Origin of the sequence: Bariatricus sp. HCP28S3_A4, from assembly GCF_052066395.1 — a bacterium.
Lineage (GTDB): Bacteria > Bacillota > Clostridia > Lachnospirales > Lachnospiraceae > Allocoprococcus.
In genome coordinates this window covers 40,692-64,425 of record NZ_JBQHSE010000004.1, presented here as the reverse complement: position 1 = coordinate 64,425, position 23,734 = coordinate 40,692, and the positions used below count along the sequence as shown (strand labels likewise).

The 23,734-nt window shown below is 44.0% G+C and carries 18 protein-coding genes, 1 tRNA gene and 1 pseudogene; all 20 read left to right on the top strand.

Going from position 1 to position 23,734, the window contains the following annotated elements:
• The first annotated feature begins 1 nt into the window (after position 1).
• A complete protein-coding gene (gene topA / locus ACTNBF_RS03230; RefSeq protein ID WP_427806391.1) occupies positions 2-2,068 on the top strand; it encodes a type I DNA topoisomerase in 2,067 nt (688 codons plus the stop codon).
• Between the two features lie 134 nt (positions 2,069-2,202).
• Complete coding sequence (gene codY / locus ACTNBF_RS03225) at positions 2,203-2,985, top strand: GTP-sensing pleiotropic transcriptional regulator CodY (protein ID WP_427819203.1); 783 nt, start codon at positions 2,203-2,205, stop codon at positions 2,983-2,985.
• Positions 2,986-3,067: 82 nt separating this feature from the next.
• On the top strand, positions 3,068-3,373 hold the full coding sequence (locus ACTNBF_RS03220) for a hypothetical protein (protein ID WP_441088736.1): 306 nt from the start codon (positions 3,068-3,070) through the stop codon (positions 3,371-3,373).
• Between the two features lie 121 nt (positions 3,374-3,494).
• Positions 3,495-3,779, top strand: a complete 285-nt coding sequence (locus ACTNBF_RS03215; RefSeq protein WP_427806388.1) for a co-chaperone GroES — start codon at positions 3,495-3,497, stop codon at positions 3,777-3,779.
• Positions 3,780-3,833: 54 nt separating this feature from the next.
• Positions 3,834-5,459: a chaperonin GroEL gene (gene groL / locus ACTNBF_RS03210; protein ID WP_427819207.1), complete on the top strand. Its 1,626-nt coding sequence runs from the start codon at positions 3,834-3,836 to the stop codon at positions 5,457-5,459.
• Between the two features lie 115 nt (positions 5,460-5,574).
• The gene (locus tag ACTNBF_RS03205; protein ID WP_427806386.1) at positions 5,575-6,063 is read left to right on the top strand and encodes a DUF6106 family protein; all 489 of its coding nucleotides are present in this window, start codon (positions 5,575-5,577) and stop codon (positions 6,061-6,063) included.
• 77 nt (positions 6,064-6,140) lie between these two features.
• Positions 6,141-7,595, top strand: a complete 1,455-nt coding sequence (gene guaB, locus ACTNBF_RS03200) for an IMP dehydrogenase (protein WP_427806385.1) — start codon at positions 6,141-6,143, stop codon at positions 7,593-7,595.
• Positions 7,596-7,740: 145 nt separating this feature from the next.
• Positions 7,741-8,466 (top strand): peptidoglycan recognition protein family protein, encoded by a 726-nt coding sequence (locus tag ACTNBF_RS03195; protein ID WP_441024503.1) that lies wholly within the window; start codon positions 7,741-7,743, stop codon positions 8,464-8,466.
• An 85-nt stretch (positions 8,467-8,551) separates the two neighbouring features.
• Positions 8,552-9,109, top strand: a pseudogene (locus tag ACTNBF_RS03190) (shikimate kinase); the annotation flags it as partial.
• Positions 9,102-9,608, top strand: coding sequence for a YqeG family HAD IIIA-type phosphatase (locus tag ACTNBF_RS03185; protein WP_427806485.1), 507 nt, complete (start codon positions 9,102-9,104; stop codon positions 9,606-9,608). The pseudogene ACTNBF_RS03190 and the gene ACTNBF_RS03185, both read left to right, overlap by 8 nt.
• 324 nt (positions 9,609-9,932) lie before the next feature.
• Complete coding sequence (locus ACTNBF_RS03180) at positions 9,933-10,829, top strand: LysR family transcriptional regulator (protein WP_441088735.1); 897 nt, start codon at positions 9,933-9,935, stop codon at positions 10,827-10,829.
• A 64-nt stretch (positions 10,830-10,893) separates the two neighbouring features.
• Positions 10,894-11,655: a type I 3-dehydroquinate dehydratase gene (gene aroD, locus ACTNBF_RS03175; RefSeq protein ID WP_427806382.1), complete on the top strand. Its 762-nt coding sequence runs from the start codon at positions 10,894-10,896 to the stop codon at positions 11,653-11,655.
• A gap of 132 nt (positions 11,656-11,787) precedes the next feature.
• Entirely contained in the window at positions 11,788-12,351 is a 564-nt protein-coding gene (gene efp, locus ACTNBF_RS03170) for an elongation factor P (RefSeq protein WP_427806381.1), read from the top strand.
• A gap of 263 nt (positions 12,352-12,614) precedes the next feature.
• Complete coding sequence (locus tag ACTNBF_RS03165; RefSeq protein WP_427806380.1) at positions 12,615-13,445, top strand: DUF5688 family protein; 831 nt, start codon at positions 12,615-12,617, stop codon at positions 13,443-13,445.
• 87 nt (positions 13,446-13,532) lie between these two features.
• Positions 13,533-13,604 (top strand) — tRNA-Arg (locus tag ACTNBF_RS03160).
• 160 nt (positions 13,605-13,764) lie between these two features.
• Positions 13,765-14,367: a hypothetical protein gene (locus ACTNBF_RS03155; protein WP_427806379.1), complete on the top strand. Its 603-nt coding sequence runs from the start codon at positions 13,765-13,767 to the stop codon at positions 14,365-14,367.
• Positions 14,368-14,447: 80 nt separating this feature from the next.
• On the top strand, positions 14,448-16,214 hold the full coding sequence (argS, locus tag ACTNBF_RS03150; protein WP_427806378.1) for an arginine--tRNA ligase: 1,767 nt from the start codon (positions 14,448-14,450) through the stop codon (positions 16,212-16,214).
• Between the two features lie 61 nt (positions 16,215-16,275).
• The gene (locus ACTNBF_RS03145; protein ID WP_441088789.1) at positions 16,276-17,430 is read left to right on the top strand and encodes an alanyl-tRNA editing protein; all 1,155 of its coding nucleotides are present in this window, start codon (positions 16,276-16,278) and stop codon (positions 17,428-17,430) included.
• 108 nt (positions 17,431-17,538) lie between these two features.
• Positions 17,539-22,074 (top strand): glutamate synthase large subunit, encoded by a 4,536-nt coding sequence (gene gltB / locus ACTNBF_RS03140; RefSeq protein ID WP_441088734.1) that lies wholly within the window; start codon positions 17,539-17,541, stop codon positions 22,072-22,074.
• 12 nt (positions 22,075-22,086) lie between these two features.
• Complete coding sequence (locus tag ACTNBF_RS03135) at positions 22,087-23,586, top strand: glutamate synthase subunit beta (protein ID WP_441024504.1); 1,500 nt, start codon at positions 22,087-22,089, stop codon at positions 23,584-23,586.
• Positions 23,587-23,734: the final 148 nt, after the last annotated feature.

Below are 23,734 nucleotides of genomic sequence, written 5' to 3'. Positions count from 1 at the left end.
TATGGCACGTTATCTCGTAATTGTGGAATCACCTACAAAAGTGAAAACCATTAAGAAGTTCCTTGGCAGCAACTATGTGGTGGTTGCGTCTAACGGGCATGTAAGAGATTTACCGAAGAGTCAGATGGGGATTGACATTGAACATGATTTTGAACCAAAATATATCACCATTCGGGGAAAGGGTGAAATTCTTGCAAATCTTCGAAAGGAAGTAAAGAAAGCGGATAAGATTTATCTTGCAACTGACCCGGACCGGGAAGGAGAGGCGATCTCCTGGCATTTGATGAAAGCATTGAAGCTTGAAGATAAGAAAGTATACCGGATCAGTTTTAATGAGATCACAAAGAGTGCGGTGAAAGCATCTTTGAAAAATGCGCGCGAGATCGACATGGATCTTGTGGATGCACAGCAGGCAAGGCGTGTGCTGGATCGAATCGTGGGATATAAGATCAGTCCGCTTCTCTGGGCAAAGGTGAAACGGGGACTGAGCGCAGGACGTGTACAGTCTGTGGCACTTCGTATCATTGCGGACCGGGAGGAAGAAATCAACTCCTTTATTCCGGAAGAGTACTGGACGCTGGATGCGATCCTGAATGTCAAGGGGGAGAAGAAGCCCCTTACAGCGAAGTTCTATGGGACAAAAGACGAGAAAATGGTGATTCATAACAAGGAAGAACTGAATCAGATTCTAGCAGGATTGGATGGCGTGCGTTATGAAGTGACCGACGTGAAACGGGGCGAGCGAATCAAGAAAGCACCGCTTCCGTTTACCACCAGTACCCTGCAGCAGGAAGCTTCCAAAGCCCTGAATTTTGCAACATCTAAAACCATGCGGATCGCACAGCAGTTATACGAAGGCGTGGATATCAAGGGTAGCGGTACGACCGGCCTTATCACGTATCTGCGTACGGATTCTACCCGTATCTCAGAAGAAGCAGATGCAAGTGTGAAGGCATACATCGGTGAAGTGTACGGAGAACAGTATGTTACACAGGTAGAAGAGACGAAGAAATCAGACGGGAAGAATATTCAGGATGCTCATGAGGCGATTCGTCCTTCTGATGTGACCAGGACCCCTGCATCGGTGAAGGACTCTCTGTCCAGAGATCAGTTCCGACTGTATCAGCTGATCTGGAAGCGGTTTGTTGCCAGCAGAATGCAGCCGGCCAGATATGAGACGACATCGATCCGGATCGGAGCAGGTGACTATCGTTTTGCAGTGTCTGCTTCCAAGGTGGTATTTGAAGGTTTCCGCCTGGTTTATGTGGAAAGCGATGAAGAGAAAGAAGGAAGCAATATCCTTGTAAAAGGACTGGATGAGAACTCGGTTCTTACGCATGAATCGTTTGACTATAAGCAGCATTTCACTCAGCCGCCTGCGCATTTTACAGAAGCGGCTTTGGTTAAGACGCTGGAGGAGTTGGGGATTGGAAGACCAAGTACCTATGCTCCGACAATCTCCACAATCATTTCCAGAAGATATGTTGCGAAGGAGAACCGGAATCTGTACATGACAGAGCTGGGAGAAGTAGTCAATAATATGATGAAAAAATCTTTCAGCAGTATCGTAGATGTGAATTTCACAGCTTATATGGAAGGACTTCTTGATATGATTGCAGAAGGCAAGGTAGAATGGAAGACTGTGATCCGCAATTTCTATCCGGATCTGGAAGAAGCAGTGGAAAAGGCGGAAAAAGAACTGGATACCGTGAAGATCGAGGACGAGGTTACGGATGTTGTGTGTGAAGAATGCGGACGCAACATGGTGATCAAATACGGACCACACGGAAAGTTCCTGGCCTGCCCCGGATTCCCGGAATGTAAAAATACAAAGCCGTATCTTGAGAAAATCGGCGTTGCATGTCCGAAATGCGGCAAAGACATTGTGCTGCGCAAGACTAAGAAAGGCAGAAAATATTACGGATGCGAGGATAATCCGGAATGTGATTTCATGTCATGGCAAAAACCGTCCACGGAAAAATGTCCAAAATGCGGAAGCTATATGGTGGAAAAAGGAAATAAACTGGTGTGCGGTGATGAACATTGCGGTTATGTAAAAAATAAATAGGAAATTCATTGAGTTCTTGCGAATTGTATGATAATATAGTTTTGCACACAAATTTTTCGCTATTTGTGCGAATAATTTCTACAATAGCCGATGGAGAGGAAAAACCAGAGGTGCAATGCTTTATGGAGGATAAAATGAGCGTACAATTATTGGATAAAACTAGAAAAATAAACAAATTGCTGCACAATAATAATTCCAGCAAAGTTGTGTTTAATGACATTTGTGAGGTGCTGACAGAGATTCTTCTGTCCAACGTGCTTGTGGTAAGTAAAAAAGGAAAAGTGTTGGGAGTCAGTGCTTGTCCGGGCGTTCCGGAGATTAAAGAACTTCTGAAGGGAGAGGTCGGCGGACACATTGACGAGATGCTGAATGAGCGTCTCCTGAATATCCTTTCCACGAAAGAGAATGTCAATCTTCAGACACTAGGTTTTACACCGGAGATTGTGAAAGGGTATCAGGCGATCATTACTCCGATCGATATTGCGGGAGAGAGGCTTGGAAGTCTGTTCATTTACAAGAAAGATGCCTTGTATGAGATTGATGATATTATTCTCAGTGAATACGGTACAACAGTCGTGGGACTTGAGATGCTTCGCTCTGTGAATGAAGAAAGCGCTGAGGAGACCAGAAAGGAACAGATCGTACAATCCGCAATCAGTACTTTATCATTTTCTGAATTGGAAGCAATCATACACATTTTCGAAGAACTTGACGGCATGGAAGGAATTCTGGTTGCAAGCAAGATTGCTGACCGGGTGGGAATTACCCGTTCCGTGATCGTAAATGCACTTCGTAAGTTTGAAAGTGCGGGCGTGATCGAATCCAGATCTTCCGGTATGAAAGGTACTTATATCAAAGTCGTGAACGATTATGTTTTCAAAGAATTGGACAAGATCAAAAGAGAAAAAATGAAATAGAAAACAGAAGAGAAGGGTATCAGGAGTCTGATACCCTTTTTATCTCTCATTAACATAGATCACAATGAAAGGAGAAAGAAAAATGTACGACGGAGACAGAGCGGTCATTTCGATGATCCACAATTATCTCGAAGGCGGAAAGCAGGACGAGACGGTTTACAAATGCACAGTGATCGAGTATCAGAAAGAGATGGAGCAGCTTCATCTGCGGATGAGCACGGGAGAAATCACCGATATTTCTCTGGATGCAGTCTATGAATGCCGGATTCAGACCCTGAAAGGGGAAGCCGTCTGCAAAGGAGTGATCAAAGAGCGGTATGAGAACAGAGCCGGAATGATCTTGATTTTACAGATTGTCAATGGATTTTATGAAATAAATATAAAGTAATTATAAAATTAAAAAAGGCATGTTGACAAATAGAAGTCGCAGTGCTATTTTATATCTAGACAGTTTTTAGCACTCAAATTTAATGAGTGCTAACAAAAATAGAAATCAAGGAGGAATTACAATGAGATTAGAACCTTTAGGTGACAGAGTTGTATTAAAACAGTTAGTAGCAGAAGAGACGACAAAGTCAGGTATCGTATTACCGGGACAGTCAAAAGAGAAACCGCAGCAGGCAGAAGTAATCGCAGTAGGACCGGGCGGAATGGTGGACGGTAAGGAAGTGACGATGAATGTGGCAGTCGGCGATCAGGTCATCTATTCTAAATATTCCGGAACAGAAGTAGAACTGGACGATGTTGAATATATCATTGTAAAACAGAGTGACATTCTTGCAGTAATCAAATAGTCAGCCGTATATGGCCTTTAGAAAAGAATTATTTTAAAACAGGAGTGAATTGAAATGGCAAAAGAAATTAAATTCGGCGCAGAAGCCAGAAAAGCATTGGAAGCAGGTGTGAATCAGCTTGCTGATACAGTAAGAGTAACATTAGGACCAAAAGGAAGAAACGTAGTTCTGGATAAATCCTTCGGAGCACCGCTTATCACAAATGACGGTGTAACGATTGCAAAAGAGATTGAACTGGAAGATGCATTTGAAAACATGGGAGCACAGCTCATCCGTGAAGTCGCTTCCAAGACAAATGATGTTGCCGGAGACGGAACCACAACAGCTACCGTACTTGCCCAGGCTATGGTAAATGAAGGTATGAAGAACCTTGCAGCAGGGGCAAACCCGATTGTTCTTCGTAAAGGTATGAAGAAAGCAACGGACTGCGCTGTTGAAGCAATCCAGAAGATGAGCAGCAAAGTAAACGGAAGAGATCAGATCGCAAGAGTGGCTGCTATTTCAGCCGGTGATGATGAAGTAGGCGAGATGGTAGCAAGCGCTATGGAGAAGGTTTCCAACGACGGCGTTATCACGATCGAAGAATCCAAGACCATGAAGACAGAACTTGACCTGGTAGAAGGTATGCAGTTTGACCGTGGATATATTTCCGCATATATGTGCACCGATATGGAGAAGATGGAAGCAAATCTTGACAATCCATTCATTCTGATTACAGACAAGAAGATTTCCAACATTCAGGAAATCCTTCCGCTTCTGGAGCAGATCGTTCAGTCCGGAGCAAAACTTCTTATTATCGCTGAAGACATTGAAGGTGAAGCACTCACAACACTGATTGTGAACAAACTGCGCGGAACATTCAATGTTGTAGCAGTAAAGGCACCGGGATATGGCGACAGAAGAAAAGCAATGCTGGAAGATATCGCGATCCTGACAGGCGGACAGGTGATCTCAGAAGAACTTGGCCTTGATTTGAAGGAAGTTACCATGGATCAGCTCGGACGTGCTAAATCTGTAAAAGTTCAGAAAGAAAACACGGTAATCGTTGACGGTTTTGGCGATAAAGATGCAATTTCCGGAAGAATTGCACAGATCAAAGCCCAGATCGAAGAGACAACTTCTGACTTTGACAAAGAAAAACTTCAGGAAAGACTTGCAAAACTGGCAGGCGGTGTAGCTGTTATTCGCGTTGGCGCAGCAACCGAGACTGAAATGAAAGAAGCGAAACTCCGTATGGAAGATGCTCTTGCAGCTACCAGAGCAGCAGTAGAAGAAGGTATTATCGCAGGTGGCGGATCTGCATATATCCATGCAGCAAAAGAAGTTGCAAAGATGGCTGAGACATTGACAGGTGATGAGAAGACAGGTGCAGGCGTTGTCCTGAAAGCTCTGGAGGCTCCATTATTCCATATCGCAGCAAATGCAGGTCTGGAAGGTGCTGTTATCATTAACAAAGTCAGAGAAGCAGAACCAGGAAACGGATTCGATGCATACACAGAAGAATATGTTGATATGGTAAAAGCTGGAATTCTTGACCCGGCTAAAGTTACAAGAAGCGCACTTCAGAACGCAACAAGCGTAGCCTCTACATTGCTCACGACAGAATCTGTTGTTGCAAATATTAAAGAAGATGTTCCACCGATGCCGGCAGGAGGCGCAGGCGGAATGGGAATGATGTAATTCCCGTTTTGAATTATTTGTGAATTTTGAAAACTCCTCGTAAAGAGGAGTTTTCTTTTTGTAGGAAAAGTGATACAATGATAGAAATATACAAAAGGAAATTTGGAGGTAAGATATGGGTGATTATTATACCGAACAACTTGTGAAGCGGAACGCCCCCGCAAGCACGATTCTTGCAAAAGCAGCACTGATTTTGCTTACGGTTGCTTCAGTTGGGCTTGTTTTGATCATTCCGGTTGCTATCATTGCACCAATTATTTTGATTTGTCTGGACGTTTTCTTATTCCGCAGTATGGATGTGGAATTTGAATATCTGTTTGTCAACGGCGCTCTTGATATCGACAAGATTATGGCAAAGTCCCGCAGAAAAAAGGTTTTCACGATGGAATTAAATGAGATGGAAGTTCTTGCACAGGCAGGTTCAGCAGAACTTAGACCGTATCAGGGACTTAAGACAGTGGATTTCAGCTCTGGAAACCGGGATGCAAAGCAGTACGAGATGGTGATCGTTCAGAAGGGTGAAAAGAAGAGAGTGGTTTTTGAACCGAATTCAACGATTCTGGAAGGAATGAAGATGCTTGCACCTAGAAAAGTTTTTGTTTAGGGTTGACACAAGTGTAACATGTATTGTATGATAGCAGTTAAATCACAACAAAAGAAGCGAAAGAGAGGAAAAGGATAATGGGAAAGATTATCGGAGAAGGAATTACATTTGATGACGTACTCTTAGTACCTGGGTATTCAGAAGTGATTCCGAATCAGGTCGATTTGTCAACCTATCTGACAAACAAGATTAAGCTGAATATACCAATGATGAGTGCCGGTATGGATACTGTTACGGAACATAGAATGGCGATTGCGATGGCTCGTCAGGGTGGTATTGGTATTATTCATAAGAATATGTCGATTGAACAGCAGGCAGAAGAAGTAGACAAAGTTAAGAGATCTGAATATGGAGTAATCACGGATCCATTTTATCTCTCACCAGAACATACACTTGCGGATGCTAATGATCTGATGGCGAAGTTCCGCATTTCAGGTGTGCCGATCACAGAAGGAAGAAAGCTGGTAGGTATCATTACCAACCGTGATTTGAAGTTTGAAGAGGATTTTTCCAAGAAGATTAAAGAATCCATGACTTCGGAAGGGCTGATCACAGCACCGGAGGGCATTACCCTGGAAGAGGCTAAAAAGATTCTTGCGAAAGCACGCAAGGAGAAGCTTCCGATCGTGGATAAGGATTTCAATCTGAAAGGCCTGATCACGATTAAAGATATTGAGAAGCAGATCAAGTATCCGCTTTCTGCGAAAGATGCCAAAGGACGTCTTCTTTGCGGAGCAGCGATTGGTATTACTGCAAACTGTCTGGAAAGAGCGGAAGCACTCGTGAAGGCACATGTTGATGTTGTCGTGCTGGATTCTGCGCATGGACATTCTGCAAACGTGATCCGGACTGTCAAGATGATCAAAGAGGCATTCCCGGAACTTCAGGTTATTGCGGGAAATGTAGCTACAGGCGAAGCAACAAGAGCTCTGATCGAAGCAGGAGCCGACGCTGTCAAAGTAGGTATCGGTCCTGGATCAATCTGTACTACACGTGTCGTTGCAGGTATCGGTGTACCGCAGATCACAGCGGTTATGGATTGCTATGAAGCTGCAAAAGAATATGGGGTTCCGATCATTGCTGATGGTGGTATCAAGTACTCAGGAGATATGACAAAGGCAATTGCGGCAGGTGCGAATGTATGTATGATGGGAAGTATCTTTGCAGGATGCGATGAAAGCCCGGGAACATTCGAATTATATCAGGGAAGAAAATATAAAGTATACCGCGGCATGGGTTCTATTGCTGCTATGGAAAACGGAAGCAAGGACAGATACTTCCAGACGGATGCTAAAAAGCTGGTTCCGGAGGGAGTAGAAGGACGTGTGGCGTATAAAGGTTCTGTAGAAGACACCGTATTCCAGCTTATGGGCGGTCTGCGTTCCGGTATGGGATACTGTGGTGCTGCGGATATCGAGACACTGAAGACGACCGGAAGATTTGTGAAGATTTCTTCGGCTTCATTAAAGGAAAGTCATCCACATGATATCCATATTACTAAAGAAGCTCCGAACTACAGTGTAGATGAATAAAATGAGATGCCTCGGTGATGCCGGGGCATCTTTTATGTCTGTGCTTCAAAGGCTTAAGAAAAAAATAATGAAATATTCTGCTTTTGTTCGAAGGAAATATGGTAAAATAAAAGAATGAAGCTATAGAAAAAAGGTAGGGGCAGGAATGTTCGGCAAGAGGCGAAAGAGAAGAAGAAAAGAGAAGATATACAGGAACAGAGAAAGAGGATATACAAAGAAGCAGCAGATTCGGCTGCGGCACTATCTGAAGCTGGGCGTAGTTATCCTTGTTTTACTGATTTTGATTCTTTCTGTGATACGAATTGCAGGATGTATCCGCTCCGGGAAGTACTGGGAAAAAGAGGATGCAAAAATCGATGCGACAAAACCGGATATTGATGTGGAACTTTTGACTGTAAATGAATACTCCAGACCGGGGACGGAGACGGGAGAGATCCAGGGAATTGTGATCCACTATACGGCAAATCCCGGTGCAACGGCCATGCAGAACAGAGACTATTTTGAGGGCCTCAAAGATACGCATACCACGAAGGCAAGCAGTCATTTCATCGTTGGATTGGATGGAGAAATCGTGCAGTGTATCCCGACCTGGGAAGTGGCTTATGCCTCAAATTCGCGAAATGCAGATACAGTTTCGATCGAATGCTGCCATTCCGATGAGAGCGGGATGTTCAATGAGAAGACATATCGTTCCATGGTACAGCTCACGGCGTGGCTCTGCGAGAAGTTCGGGTTGGATGAAAATGACGTGATCCGACATTATGATGTGACCGGGAAAAACTGTCCGAAATATTTTGTGGAAAATGAAGATGCATGGGAACAGTTTAAGCTTGATGTGAAGACTGCGCTTGCAACTCCGAAAGAAGAATAATAAGATATTTGGGTTGATAAGAAATAATAAATTCTGTTATACTGAATCCATACATATGTACAGTGGTACAAGACAGGAAATGAGGAATACAATGAAGAATATGAATAAAAAAATGTTGGATTATAATATTGTTTTGATTGGATTTATGGGCGCAGGGAAAAGTACAGTTTCCGCTTACCTGAATAAAGAGTATGGTATGGAAGTGATCGAGATGGATCAGGTGATCGCAGAGCGTGAGAAGATGAGTATATCCGATATTTTTGCCGTACACGGAGAAGAATATTTTCGCAATCTGGAGACGAATCTTCTGATTGAGATGCAGTCTCAGACGAACAAAGTTATTTCCTGTGGCGGCGGTGTTGCCATGAGAGACCGCAACGTGAAAGAGATGAAGAAAAATGGAAGAGTTGTTCTACTTACGGCAGCCCCGGAGACGATTCTGGAGCGCGTGAAAGACAGTGATGACCGTCCCCTTTTGAATGGGCACAAAGATGTAGATTATGTCGGCGGCCTGATGGAAGTGCGAAGACCCAAATACGAAGCAGCTTCAGATATCGTTGTAAGCACGGACCAGAAACGTGTTTCAGAGATCTGTGAAGAGATGATGCAGAAATTGAAGGAAATGGATGAGAAAGATGTTTAATATGTTTTACCCGGATGATTATGTGGCATCCACTTATGTGATTGATTTTGACAAGTTATATACAGAGGGTTACCGGGGGCTGATTTTTGATATTGATAACACACTGGTTCCTCACGGCGCACCGGCCGACCAGCGAGCTATCCGACTGTTTGAAACGCTGAGAAGGATTGGATTTGATACTTGTCTGATTTCGAATAATCAAGAGCCGAGAGTGAAGCCTTTTGCGGAGAAAGTGGGAAGTAAATATGTCTATAATGCGCATAAACCTTCTACAAAGAATTACAAGAAAGCAATGGAACTGATGAGCACGGATGAGAAGAATACCATTTTCATCGGAGATCAGTTATTTACAGATGTATGGGGAGCAAAACGCACCGGAATCGAAAGCATACTTGTGAAGCCGATACATCCAAAAGAAGAAATTCAGATTGTTCTGAAACGTTATCTTGAAAAAATTGTTCTATATTTTTATAAAAGAGACAAAAAAAGAAACAGATAATAGAAAACAGCAAAGGAGTCTGCAGGAAGCAGGCTCTTTTGTTGTGTGTGTCCAGCGAAGCAGGACCACACTTGCCGGTGCAAGTCCGGTCACGGTAATCGCCAGTGAGCCGTGTAGCTAAACTCGGTGCGTTGTAGTAATACAGGGTGCTAAATGAGGGGCGGATGAAAGGTTCATCCGCCTACTCTACCAGAACTGAAGTTTCACCGGATAAAATACGGCCTTCGTATGTTACAAAAATAATATAGACAATATGTATAATTTTTATAGTATTTTTCTATAATTTATGTTATTGTAAAATAAAAAGGAAAGGTGGTAGGGTTTATGAATTTAAATCAGTTGTATTATTTTGCAACTCTGGCTCAGGTGGAACACTACACAAAGGCAGCTGAGATGCTTTCCATTACGCAGCCGAGTTTAAGCCATGCCATCAGTATGCTGGAACAGGAACTGGGAACCACTCTTTTTGAAAAGCGCGGAAGAAATGTTGCCCTGACAAAGTATGGAAAAGTATTTCGCGAATATGTGCAGGAATCGCTTTCTATTCTGGATTCAGGAGTCAAAAAGATGAAGGCTCTCACAAGTGAAACGAGTGGAATGATTGATTTGGCGTACATTTATACACTTGGAAGTGTTTTTGTACCACAGCTGGTCGGAGGTTTTTTAAATCGGCATGAAGGATGGGATGTGGAGTTCCATTTTCATGCAGGCAGTACGACAGATATTATCAAGGGACTAAAAGAAGAAAAGTATGATCTTGCACTTTGCTCGGGTAAAGAAGATGAACCGGAAGTTGTTTTCATACCTGTAGGTATGGAAAAATTAGTGGTTGTTGTACCCAAAGATCATGAATTGGCCGGCAGAGGAGCGATCACACTGGCAGAGACAGTGAAATATCCGCATATCTGTTTCCCGAAATCCTGTGGACTTCGTCTGATTATTGATGATCTTTTTGAAAAATCGAGTGGAATGCCGGAGATAGCTTACGAAATACTGGAAGACAATTCTATGGCAGGTCTTGTGGCACAGGGATTTGGAATTGCTGTAATGCCGGAAATACCGCTTTTAAAAAGTCTGGCTGTGGATGTATTGGAAATCAAAGAACCTTCTTACGAACGGTTTGTTTATATGGCGATAATGAAGAACAAGTATTTAGCTCCTATTGTAAAGCATTTTGCAGATTATGTGGAGAAATGCTACAAAGAGGAGGTTTCCAAGTGAGTGAGAGTCAGGTTGCCCGAATTGTCATTCTGTGATATATTTGTGTGTGACAGGAGGGAGAAGAATGAAGCCGCTTGAAATCAGAAATATAAGAATCGGAGAAGGAATCCCTAAAATATGTGTGCCGATCGTCGGGAAAACGAAGGAGGAGATACTGGGTGAAGCCGGAAAGCTTTCAGAAGTCCCGGCAGATATCGCGGAGTGGAGAGCAGACTGGTATGAGGACGTATTTGATGTGGAGAAGGTGAAAGAAGTTTTGAAGGAACTTCGTGCAATACTGAACGAAACACCGCTCCTTTTTACAATACGAACAGCAAAAGAAGGAGGAGAGAAGGATATCACACCGGAAATGTATGCGATGCTGAATTCAGAAGCAGCAAAAACGAAAGATGCAGATCTGATCGATGTGGAAGCGTTTCTGGACGCAGATCTGGTTCCGGGCCTGATTGAAGAAATTCACCGGTGTCATGGAAAGGTTATTGCATCCAACCATGATTTCGAAAAGACACCAAAGAAGGATGAGATCGTTCGGAGACTCTGTGCCATGCAGGAAGCGGGAGCAGATATCCTGAAGATCGCTGTTATGCCACAAAGCAGGGGAGATGTTATGACCCTTATGGAAGCAACGGTTGAGATGCACGAAAAGTACGCCGATCGTCCGATCGTTTCGATGTCCATGGGAGGCATAGGTGGTATCAGCCGGATCTGCGGAGAAATGTCCGGTTCAGCTATGACATTCGGTACAGCAGGAAAGGCATCGGCACCCGGGCAGATGAACGCAAGGGATCTGAGTAAAATTCTGAAAGTACTGCATGAAAATATGTAAAAGTTGCAACTGTTCATAAAAATACAAAAGTTTCGGTTGAAAAATACAGAGATTTATTATAGAATTATTAAAGTGAATGATTTAAGATGAAAAAGGAATGCCGTAGAGCATATATTAAGGAGGAAGTATACAATGGCAGTAAAATCAGCTGGTGAATTCAGAAATGGTATGACGCTGGAAATTGAAGGCAATGTATATCAGGTACTTGAGTTCTTACATGTAAAACCAGGAAAAGGTGCAGCTTTCGTTCGTACGAAGCTTAAAAACATCATCAATGGCGGTGTGGTAGAAAGAACATTCCGTCCGACAGAGACATTTGAGGAAGCATTTATCGAGAGAAAGAATATGCAGTATCTCTACAACGACGGAGATTTGTATTATTTTATGGACAACGAGACCTATGATCAGATTGCCATTAACGCAGAAACTGTTGGCGATTCCATGAAGTTTGTGAAAGAGAATGAGAACGTTACGATCAGCTCTTATCAGGGAAGTCCTTTCGCAATTGAGCCGCCGTTTACTGTAGAACTTGAGATTACAGAGACAGAGCCAGGCGTAAAGGGAAATACTGCTACGGGTGCTACGAAACCGGCTACCGTTGAGACTGGTGCACAGGTTATGGTTCCGTTGTTTGTCGATCAGGGTGAAAGAATTAAGATTGATACTCGTACAGGAGAGTATTTATCCAGAGCATAGGTTGAAGGATAGAAAGTACAGATATGAGTGTCTGGCATTTTTCACAAAAATCATAAGAATGTATATGCCGGAATTACGGATAAATCCCGTAGTTCCGGCATTTTTTCTTGTCAAAGCCTTTGGGGCTCATGAAAAATAGTACTTGAAAAAGGAAGAAAGGAAACGTATAATCAACTCACATACCTGTAAATCAGGTATTCTCATTCAGATGATGTTTTCTTTGACGGCTGCGCAGAGTTTCAGATTTTAGGAAAGGAGAACGTATGGAATATACGGATTTTGTAAAAGCAATGCACAGAGAAGTCAGAGGACAGATGGAGCCGGATGTGGCGGTGGAGATTCACACAGCAATTAAGAATAACAGTGCCCTAAGAACCGGGCTTGTGTTTATAAAAAAAGATGTCAACATTGCTCCGACGATCTATCTGGAAGAATTCTATGAACAGTATCTCGAAGGTGCCTCAGTCCAGGAAATGGCACAGACAATTCACTCAATCTATGAAAAGATCAGTTTGAAAAATTCCTATCCATATAACAATATTTTAAAATTTGAGAATATAAAAGACAAAATTGTTTATAAACTGATTCATAAGGAATCCAATCTGGAACTGCTTCGAGAGATTCCTTATGAGGAATATCTGGATCTTGCAGTTGTTTTTTATATTCTTCTGGATCATACCGGATTCGGACCGGCAACGATTCTGATTCGCAGTGAGCATATGCTTCGGTGGAATGTCACGAAGGAAGAAATCAGCCGGCTTGCGAAAGAGAACACGCCGAAACTGCTTCCGATGGATCTTGGTATTCTTGCGGACACCATGTACGTAGTGACGAACCAGACACGCAATCTGGGTGCAGCAGTCATGTTGTATCCGGACACCTGGGAGAAAGTTGCTGCTCTTATCGGAGAAGACTTCTATATCCTTCCCAGCAGTATTCATGAACTGATTGTAGTTCCGGAAAGCATTGGAATGAATCGGCTTCAGCTTGAGAATATGGTTGAGGAGATCAATCAGACGGAAGTGGAACAAGAAGAGATACTGTCCAATACGGTCTATCGATATATTCGTAAAGAAAAGAGGGTCATTTTCTAACGAAATATAAGATAACTGTGAATCTGGTCAGAATAGATTATGATTTTTCACTTGATTTTTAGAGATAATAGTGCTATATTAATTATTGTCTCTGTAGCTCAGTGGATAGAGCACCGCCCTCCGGAGGCGGGTGCGTCAGTTCGATTCTGATCAGGGACGTATAAGAGAACGGCAGGAGTACATGATTTGTTACATGTATTTCTGCTGTTTTTTGTAATAGTGATGCCGCATTTTTGCATCTGACAAAACTTTCAATTTTTCGCTATTGACGCAGAAAATCTGCCGCGTTATCATGGGGGAGAACAAGGAGGTTTCTGATATGGCGGAAAAAGTGAGGAATCTCTGTCTCTGGTACTGGAAGCATCAGCGGGCGAATGTGATCGTTGGGATATTGCTTCTTGGACTGGCAGGGATGATGACCGTGTTTTTTCTGACGTATGAGGAAGAACCGCAGGTGATTCCGGTTCCCGCGATCGTGAGCGTTCAAGGATGCGAAGAGATGGAGACGAATCCACTTCGTGAGAGCAGGATGGAAGATGTGAATCAGGCGGTGGAAAAGTACTATGCCCGGATTGGAGAAAATGCAGATTATGTCGAGAATTACGAGAACCTTTATCTGTATATGAAAAACGGGCAATATGAAAATACCTATGTGGTATATGCGACCTATGAGATGAAGATCCGAGATATCTATACGCCGGTTCCGGGGCTGGGAACGCTCTATATAGAGAGGGAAGAGGACGGAACAATTAAAATCAGTGCAAGCGTAGATGAAGAGATCCAGAAATACATCGCACATATCACGCAGCATGAAGATGTACGGGGACTATTCAGGCAGATCGAAGAATCTTACGCCCGTGCTGTACATTCGGATGAAATGCTGGCGCAGGCACTGGGGGATTTACAAAGCGTGCTGAAATAAAATATTGCGCACGGGAGAAGATTCCCTTATAATAAAAACTGGTTTTGAAACAGATTTGAAAGACAGAGAGGAAGAAGAGTATGAAGAAAATCCTGGATCTTATAACAGAGGAACTGGAACAGGCGTTTGAGGAGGCCGGATATGAAAAAGAACTGGCGAAAGTGACGCTGTCCAATCGGCCGGATCTTTGCGAATACCAGTGCAACGGGGCGATGGCCGGAGCTAAAAAGTACCACAAAGCACCGATCATGATCGCGGAAGAGGTTGTGGCAAAGATTACAGGTGATGGAAGCATTCGCGAGGCAGAGGCTGTGAAGCCGGGATTTATTAATCTGAAAACGAATCCGGATTATATTGCCGGATATTTGAATGAAATGGCAAAAGATGATAAATTTGGCGTGGAAGAAGAGAAAAATCCGAAGACGATCCTGATCGATTACGGCGGACCGAATGTAGCAAAACCGCTGCATGTAGGACATCTTCGTTCTGCGATCATCGGCGAAAGTATTAAGAGAATTACCCGCTTCATGGGGAATCGTGTGACCGGAGATATTCACCTTGGTGACTGGGGATATCAGATGGGATTGATTATTACAGAGCTTAGAAAGCGTCAGCCAAATCTGCCGTATTTTGACGATGCGTTTACCGGAGAATATCCGGAAGAACCGCCGTTTACGATCGGTGATCTGGAGGAAATCTATCCTGCTGCATCCGCATATGCCAAGGAGCATGAAGACTATCGTGAGGAGGCTCTGGAGGCTACTTTCCAGCTGCAGAACGGGAAAAGAGGATACCGTGCAATCTGGAATCATATTATGAATGTATCTGTAGCAGATCTTAAGAAGAATTATGCGAATCTGAATGTGGAATTTGACCTGTGGAAGGGCGAGGCAGATGCGCAAAAATATATTCCGGATATGGTGCAGCGCCTGAAGGATGAAGGATATGCACATCTGGATGAGGGAGCACTTGTGGTGGACGTAAAGGAAGAAACAGATACGAAGGAGATCCCTCCGTGTATGATTCTGAAATCAGACGGTGCCGCGCTTTATGATACCACAGACCTTGCAACGCTGGTTGAAAGAGAAGAACTTTATCATCCGGATGAAGTGATCTATGTGGTTGACAAGCGTCAGGAACTTCATTTTATCCAGGTATTCCGCTGCGCGAAGAAGACCGGAATCGTGCGCGAGGATACAAAGCTTACGTTCCTTGGCTTCGGAACGATGAACGGAAAAGATGGAAAGCCGTTCAAGACCAGAGAAGGCGGCGTGATGCGTCTGGAACATCTGATCAAAGATATTACGGATAAGATGTATGAGAAGATTACCGACAATCGTACTGTTGCAGAAGAGGAAGCGGAGAAAACAGCGAAGATCGTGGGAATGTCTGCGATTAAATACGGAGATCTTTCCAATCAGGCTGCGAAGGATTATATTTTTGACGTGGATCGTTTCACTTCATTTGAAGGAAATACCGGTCCGTACATTCTCTATACGATCGTCCGGATCAAGTCGATTTTAAATAAATACAAAGAAAATGGAAATACGCTGGATGATACGAGGATTCTTGGCGCCGGAAGTGAGAGTGAGAAGGCTCTGATGCTGGAGGCTGCCAAATTTGGAAGTGTGATGGAAACAGCATATCAGGAGCTTGCGCCGCATAAGATCTGCGCGTATATCTATGATTTGGCAAATGCATTTAATCGTTTCTACCATGAAACAAAAATTCTGGCAGAAGAGGATAAGGCAAAACAGAAGAGTTATATTGGGCTTTTGAAACTGACAAGAGATATTCTGAATACCTGTATCGATCTGCTGGGATTTGAAGCACCGGAGAGGATGTAAAATAGAATAAAACTATTCGTAAGGTGGCTTGAATAAATACGAAAGAAGGAACATAAGGATGATGACAGAGAGATTATATTATGAAGACAGTCATATGGCTGAATTTGATGCGAAGGTCATTTCCTGCGAAAAGTCCGGGGAAAATTATGAGGTGGTTCTTGACAGAACTGCCTTTTTCCCTGAGGGAGGCGGACAGTCTGCCGATACCGGATTTTTGGAAGATATAAGAATCGTAGATGTTCAGGAAAAAAACGGAAGCATTTTTCATAAAGCTGAAGGCTACATTGAGCCGGGCAGTGAAGTAAAGGGAAGGATCGACTGGAAACAGAGGTTCACCAGGATGCAGCAGCATACAGGGGAGCATATTCTGTCCGGTTTGATCCATAAAAGATTTGGATATGATAATGTGGGATTTCACCTCAGTGATGAGATATGTACGCTGGATCTGAATGGCCCAATGACAAAGGAAGAAGTCAGAGAGATTGAAAATGCGGCGAATGAGGCTGTATTTGCCTGCATTCCGGTCGAGGTGTTATACCCGTCAAAAGATGAGCTTGCATCTTTGGAATACCGGAGCAAGATCGAGATCGAGGGTCAGGTCCGTATTGTGCGAATACCGGGGTATGATATGTGTGCCTGCTGCGCACCGCATGTGGATAATACCGGTGAGATCGGTCTGATCAAACTGATTAGTGTCCAGAACTACAAAGGAGGAGTTCGGCTTACGGTGGTTTGCGGAAGACGTGCACTGGCAGATTATCAGGCGAAAGAAGACAGTGTAAAAGCGATCATGTTCAGCTTGTCCTCCAAGGAGGAATTGATAGCAGATGCAGTTGAGGAGTTGAAAGAAGAGACGAATGCATGGAAGATGAAACTGATAGAAGCCAGACGGGAGATGCTTGCAGGGAAAGTAACCGGCATAGAAGAAGGAAAAGCGTGTGTCTGCCTGTTTGAATCTGGTCTGGAGGGCAGTGAACCGCGTGAACTGATGAATCTGGTTCTGGACCGCAATGTGAAAGTATGCGGAGTATTTGCCGGGACAGATGATGTTGGATACCGCTATGTGATCGGAAGCCGCACGGAGGATGTCCGGCCTCTTGGAAAAGAGCTGAATCAGGCATTTGAAGGAAGAGGCGGAGGAAAACCGGAGATGGTTCAAGGGTCATTAAAAGGGGCTGCATCCGAAATAAAGGAGTACTTTATGAAAGTGCAGTAATGAAATTCTCATGAATTTCCTATTTACTTTTTGAAATAAATGTTGTATAGTGGTGAAATATAAAATGTAACCAGAAAAAGTAACATGATTTCAGAAAGGGCAGGATATATGAGTAGTCAAAAAATGAATATGCAGGATGGTTTGTACAGCCCGGATTTTGAGCATGACAACTGCGGAATTGGAGCAGTTGTGAATATCAAGGGAAGGAAAAGCCATGAGACAGTCGCCAATGCGCTGAAGATAGTTGAAAACCTAGAACATAGAGCTGGCAAGGATGCCGAAGGGAAGACCGGAGACGGAGTTGGAATTCTGTTACAGATTTCACATAAGTTTTTCTCCAAGGTCTGTGAACCCCTCGGCATCTTTTTAGGTTCTGAGAGAGATTATGGTGTAGGTATGTTTTTCTTCCCTCAGGATGAACTGAAGAGAAACCAGGCAAAGAATATTTTTGAAGTCATTGCAAGAAGAGAAGGCCTGAAGTTTCTTGGATGGAGAGAGGTCCCGATTCATCAGGAAATTCTCGGGAAAAAGGCAGTTGAGTGTATGCCGTGCATTATGCAGGGGTTCATTGAGCGCCCGGAGAAGATTGAGAAAGGTCTGGACTTTGACCGCCGTCTGTATGTGGTAAGGCGTGTGTTTGAGCAGAGCAGTGATGATACATATGTGGCATCCCTTTCCAGCAGGACGATCGTCTACAAAGGAATGTTCCTGGTCAAACAGCTGCGGCGATTCTTTGAAGATCTTCAGGATCCGGATTATGAATCTGCGATCGCGGTGGTACATTCCCGTTTCAGTACCAATACGAATCCGAGCTGGGAGCGGGCACATCCGAACCGATTCATAGTGCATAACGGAGAGATCAACACGATACGTGGAAATGCAGATAAGATGCGCGCCAGAGAAGAAAATATGGAATCTGAATACCTCAAAGGAGAGCTCTATAAGGTTCTTCCTGCGATCAATATTGCGGGATCAGATTCTGCCATGTTAGATAACGCTTTGGAGTTCATGGTAATGAGCGGGATGCCTCTCCCGCTTGCGGTTATGATCTCGATTCCGGAGCCATGGGCGAACAACCGAACGATGTCTCAGAAAAAGAAGGATTTTTATCAATATTATGCGACGATGATGGAACCTTGGGACGGACCTGCATCGATCCTTTTCTCCGATGGAGACTGTATGGGTGCGGTTTTGGATAGAAATGGACTTAGACCATCCCGATACTATATCACCGATGATGATACGCTGATCCTTTCTTCTGAAGTTGGCGTGCTGGATATCCCGCCGGAGAAGATCGTAGTCAAGGAGCGAATCCATCCTGGTAAAATGCTACTTGTAGATACGGTTCAGGGTAAAGTGATCGATGACGATGAACTGAAAGAAGGATATGCAGCATCACAGCCTTATGGTGAATGGCTTGACAATAATCTTGTTTGTCTGAAAGATCTGAAGATTCCAAATCTGAAGGTTCCGGAATATACGAAAGAAGAATGCCAGAAGCTTCAGAAAGCATTTGGATATTCTTATGAAGAAGTAAATTCTTCTGTGCTGAATATGGCGAAAAACGGAAGTGAAAGTATCGGTGCAATGGGAATTGATGCACCACTGGCAGTCCTCTCCGAGAAACATCAGTCCTTGTTTGGATATTTTAAACAGATTTTTGCACAGGTAACCAATCCGCCGATTGATGCGATCCGCGAAAAAGTAGTGACATCAACCAGCGTCTATGTCGGCAGGGACGGGAACCTTCTGGAAGAGAAGGAAGAAAACTGTCATGTCCTGAAGATCAATGATCCGATCCTCACAAATACGGATCTTCTGAAAATTAAAAATATGAAAGTGGAAGGCTTTAAAGTGGTGGAAATTTCGACCACGTATTTTAAAAATTCCAGCCTGGAAAAAGCGATTGATTATTTGTTTATCCAGGTGGATCGTGCAATCCGTGACGGCGCGAATATCCTGATCTTAAGTGATCGTGGTGTAGATGAATACCATATTGCTATGCCTTCACTTTTGGCTACTTCCGCAGTGCATCAGCATCTGGTGCGTACTAAGAAGCGTACGAGTGTTGCTGTAATCATGGAAACCGGTGAGCCGAGAGAGGTACATCATTTTGCAACCCTGCTGGGTTATGGAGCCTCTGCAATCAATCCGTATCTTGCCCATGAATCGATCCGCCAGCTGATTGACGAAGGAATGCTTCAGAAAGATTATTATGCTGCGGTAAATGATTATAATGAGGCAGTGATCAGCGGTATTATCAAGATTGCGTCCAAGATGGGAATCTCTACGATCCAGTCTTACCAGGGATCTATGATCTTTGAGGCAATCGGTCTGAAGGCGCAGTTCATTGATAAATATTTTACCGGAACTGTCAGCCGTGTGGGCGGTATCGGAATTGAAGAAATCGCGCAGGATTATATGGCAAGACACTTTGCTGCATTTGATCCATTGGGGCTGGATGTAGATCTGACTTTGAACAGTGTAGGACAGCATAAATCCAAGAGCGGAGGGGAGAAGCATCTGTATAATCCACGCACGATTCATATGCTGCAGCAGTCCACAAAACGTGGAGACTATCAGATGTTCAAGCAGTATACGGAAATGGTAGACGAAGAGTCACGTGGTATCACCTTACGTGGACAGATGGATTTTAATTTCCCAAAGAAAGGAGTTCCGCTGGAAGAAGTAGAAAGTGTGGATGAAATCGTGAAGCGCTTTAAGACCGGTGCGATGTCCTATGGATCCATTTCCAAAGAAGCACATGAGACGCTGGCACTTGCTATGAACGCTCTTCATGGTAAATCAAACAGTGGAGAAGGCGGAGAAGATATCGAACGTCTGGACAGCGATAAATGTTCTGCAATCAAGCAGGTCGCAAGTGGAAGGTTCGGTGTAACTTCCCGTTATCTGGTCAGCGCCAAAGAAATTCAGATCAAGATGGCACAGGGGGCAAAACCTGGAGAAGGCGGACATCTTCCGGGTGGAAAAGTATATCCGTGGATTGCCAAAACCAGGCATTCTACACCGGGAGTGGGACTGATCTCACCGCCGCCGCATCATGATATATATTCCATCGAGGATCTGGCACAGCTTATTTATGACTGTAAAAATGCCAATAAGGATGCGAGAATTTCTGTAAAACTGGTATCCGAAGCAGGGGTAGGTACGGTCGCTGCCGGCGTTGCAAAAGCGGGAGCAGGGCTGATCCTGATTTCCGGATATGACGGAGGAACCGGAGCGGCGCCGAGAAGTTCCATCCATAATGCAGGACTTCCGTGGGAACTGGGACTCGCAGAAACACATCAGACCCTGATCCAGAACGGTCTTCGTGAACGTGTACGGATTGAGACAGACGGAAAATTAATGAGCGGGCGTGATGTGGCGATCGCAGCACTTCTTGGTGCTGAAGAATTCGGATTTGCAACGGCACCGCTGGTAACAATGGGATGCGTTATGATGAGAGTATGTAACCTGGATACCTGTCCGGTCGGCATTGCAACCCAGAATCCGGAGCTGCGGAAACGATTCGCAGGAAAGCCGGAGTATGTGATCAATTTCATGCGTTTCATCGCGGAAGAGCTTCGGGAATACATGGCAAAACTGGGAGTGCGTAAAGTAGATGAACTGGTAGGACGCACCGATCTCCTGAAAGTAAGAGACGTTCCCACTTCTGCGCGTGCGGCTACGCTGGATCTGTCAAGGATCCTTTACAATCCATACGCGAAAGAAAAAAGCGGCATGATCTTCAATCCGAAGAAAAAGTACGACTTTGAACTGGAAAAGACGATGGATATGAAGGTGCTTGTAAAAGAACTTCTGCCGTCTCTGGAAAAGAAGGAAAAGAGAACCCTGGAACTTGAAGTGTCCAATGTAAACCGTACCTTTGGAACCATTTTTGGCTCAGAGATCACCAGACATTATCCGGAGGGACTCCCGGAAGACAGTTATGTAATCAAGTGTCACGGAGCCGGCGGACAGTCATTTGGCGCATTTATACCGTCAGGGCTGACGCTTCAGTTGACTGGTGACAGTAATGATTATTTCGGAAAAGGGCTGTCCGGAGGTAAACTGATCGTTTATCCACCGAAGGAAGCGAAGTTCAAGGCAAATGAGAATATTATAATAGGTAACGTTGCACTTTATGGTGCCACCAGTGGAAAAGCATTTATAAACGGACTTGCGGGAGAACGTTTCTGCGTAAGAAATTCCGGTGCAACTGCAGTGGTAGAAGGTGTCGGTGATCATGGATGTGAATACATGACCGGCGGACGTGTGGTGATTCTTGGACAGACCGGAAAGAATTTTGCGGCCGGCATGAGCGGTGGTGTGGCATATGTATTGGATGAAAACAGTGACCTTTACACCAAAGTAAATAAAGAGATGGTAAATATTGAGCATATTACCTCGAAAGCAGATGTTTCTGAACTCAAGGAAATGATCGAGGAGCATGTGGCAAATACAAATTCGGAAATGGGAAGAAAGATTCTGGAGCATTTTAAAGAATATCTTCCGAAATTCAAGAAAGTCATTCCACATGATTATGAAAAGATGCTGACTATGATTCTCCAGATGGAAGAAAAAGGATTCAGTAGTGAACAGGCAAAAATTGAAGCATTTTATGCGATTAAAAATGGAAGATAGGGGGCGAAAACAGTGGGAAAAGCAACAGGATTTATGGATTATGAGAGATGCGACCAGAAATGTGAGTCGCCGATGAGCAGAATCAAACATTTTTGTGAGTTCCACACGCCTCTGTCTAAGGAGGAACAGGAAATTCAGGGAGCAAGATGCATGTCATGCGGCGTTCCTTTCTGCCAGTCAGGGCAGATGATTATGGGGATGGCAAGTGGATGTCCGCTTCATAATCTGGTGCCGGAATGGAATGATCTGATCTATCACGGGAACTGGGAGAAAGCATATTATCGATTGGTGAAAACCAATAATTTCCCGGAATTTACATCCAGAGTGTGTCCGGCACTTTGTGAGGCGGCATGTACCTGCGGCCTTCATGGAGATGCAGTAACTACGAAAGCAAATGAATATGGAATCATTGAAAATGCCTATGAAAAGGGATACGCAAAAGCGCGCCCGCCGAAAGTACGTACCGGGAAAAAGGTGGCTGTGATCGGTTCGGGGCCTTCCGGACTTGCGGTTGCGGATCAGCTGAACCGTCGCGGTCATACCGTTACCGTATTTGAAAGAGAAGATAAAATAGGCGGTTTGCTTCGTTATGGAATTCCGAATATGAAACTGGAAAAGCAGGTGATTGATCGAAAGGTTGCAGTGATGGAAGAGGAAGGCGTCATTTTCAAAACGGGATGCGATGTGGGAAAAACAGTGAAAGCATCTGAGATTTTGAAAAATTATGACCGCGTTGTACTTGCCTGTGGAGCTTCAAATCCAAGAGATATCAAAGTGCCGGGAAGAGATGCAAAAGGAATTTATTTTGCTGTAGATTTCCTGAAATCCACAACGAAATGCCTGTGGAATCATGGTATGAAGCTGAAAGAGGGAGAATACATTTCTGCAAAGGGCAAGAAAGTTATGGTCATTGGCGGCGGGGATACCGGAAATGACTGTGTTGGTACTGCTGTGCGCCATGGTGCCAAATCTGTGCTTCAGGTCGAGATGATGCCGAAACTCCCGGATGAGAGAGCGGAGAGTAATCCGTGGCCGGAGTGGCCGAGAATCTGCAAGACGGATTACGGTCAGGAGGAGGCTGCAGCTGTCTGGGGAAATGATCCGAGAATCTATCAGACAACAGTCAAAGAATTTATTAAAGATAAAAACGGAAATCTTTGTAAAGCTGTTCTTGTAAAGCTGGAAAGCAAAAAAGATGAAAAGACCGGGCGGATGATGATGGCGGAGGTCGCAGGAAGTGAATACACGGTCGAAGTAGATCTTGTCCTGATCGCGGCAGGATTTCTGGGGAGCCAGGATTACGTAACCAAAGCATTTGGCGTCGAAGTCAATGAAAGAACGAATGTCAAGACTGAGCCGGGAGAATACAAAACGAATGTGAAAAATGTATTTACAGCTGGAGATATGCATCGCGGGCAGTCTCTGGTTGTCTGGGCAATCCGGGAAGGCCGCGAAGCGGCCTGCCAGGTGGATCTGGATCTGATGCGATATACGAATCTTTATGTACAATAAAATAGGAGAGAGACTTGAGTAAAAACAGGTCTCTCTTTTTCTTTATATAAATGCTTTATAAAAATGTTACATAAATGTTAAAAAATATTGCAAATCTTTGAGAGTTGCTATATAATAGTTTTGATTAAAAGAATAATTAAGGAAGTTT

Coding starts and splice junctions, on each gene's coding strand:
- topA (WP_427806391.1), top strand. CDS start 2: ATGGCACGTTATCTCGTAATTGTGGAATCACCTACAAAAGTGAAAACC.
- codY (WP_427819203.1), top strand. CDS start 2,203: ATGAGCGTACAATTATTGGATAAAACTAGAAAAATAAACAAATTGCTG.
- ACTNBF_RS03220 (WP_441088736.1), top strand. CDS start 3,068: ATGTACGACGGAGACAGAGCGGTCATTTCGATGATCCACAATTATCTC.
- ACTNBF_RS03215 (WP_427806388.1), top strand. CDS start 3,495: ATGAGATTAGAACCTTTAGGTGACAGAGTTGTATTAAAACAGTTAGTA.
- groL (WP_427819207.1), top strand. CDS start 3,834: ATGGCAAAAGAAATTAAATTCGGCGCAGAAGCCAGAAAAGCATTGGAA.
- ACTNBF_RS03205 (WP_427806386.1), top strand. CDS start 5,575: ATGGGTGATTATTATACCGAACAACTTGTGAAGCGGAACGCCCCCGCA.
- guaB (WP_427806385.1), top strand. CDS start 6,141: ATGGGAAAGATTATCGGAGAAGGAATTACATTTGATGACGTACTCTTA.
- ACTNBF_RS03195 (WP_441024503.1), top strand. CDS start 7,741: ATGTTCGGCAAGAGGCGAAAGAGAAGAAGAAAAGAGAAGATATACAGG.
- ACTNBF_RS03185 (WP_427806485.1), top strand. CDS start 9,102: ATGTTTAATATGTTTTACCCGGATGATTATGTGGCATCCACTTATGTG.
- ACTNBF_RS03180 (WP_441088735.1), top strand. CDS start 9,933: ATGAATTTAAATCAGTTGTATTATTTTGCAACTCTGGCTCAGGTGGAA.
- aroD (WP_427806382.1), top strand. CDS start 10,894: ATGAAGCCGCTTGAAATCAGAAATATAAGAATCGGAGAAGGAATCCCT.
- efp (WP_427806381.1), top strand. CDS start 11,788: ATGGCAGTAAAATCAGCTGGTGAATTCAGAAATGGTATGACGCTGGAA.
- ACTNBF_RS03165 (WP_427806380.1), top strand. CDS start 12,615: ATGGAATATACGGATTTTGTAAAAGCAATGCACAGAGAAGTCAGAGGA.
- ACTNBF_RS03155 (WP_427806379.1), top strand. CDS start 13,765: ATGGCGGAAAAAGTGAGGAATCTCTGTCTCTGGTACTGGAAGCATCAG.
- argS (WP_427806378.1), top strand. CDS start 14,448: ATGAAGAAAATCCTGGATCTTATAACAGAGGAACTGGAACAGGCGTTT.
- ACTNBF_RS03145 (WP_441088789.1), top strand. CDS start 16,276: ATGACAGAGAGATTATATTATGAAGACAGTCATATGGCTGAATTTGAT.
- gltB (WP_441088734.1), top strand. CDS start 17,539: ATGAGTAGTCAAAAAATGAATATGCAGGATGGTTTGTACAGCCCGGAT.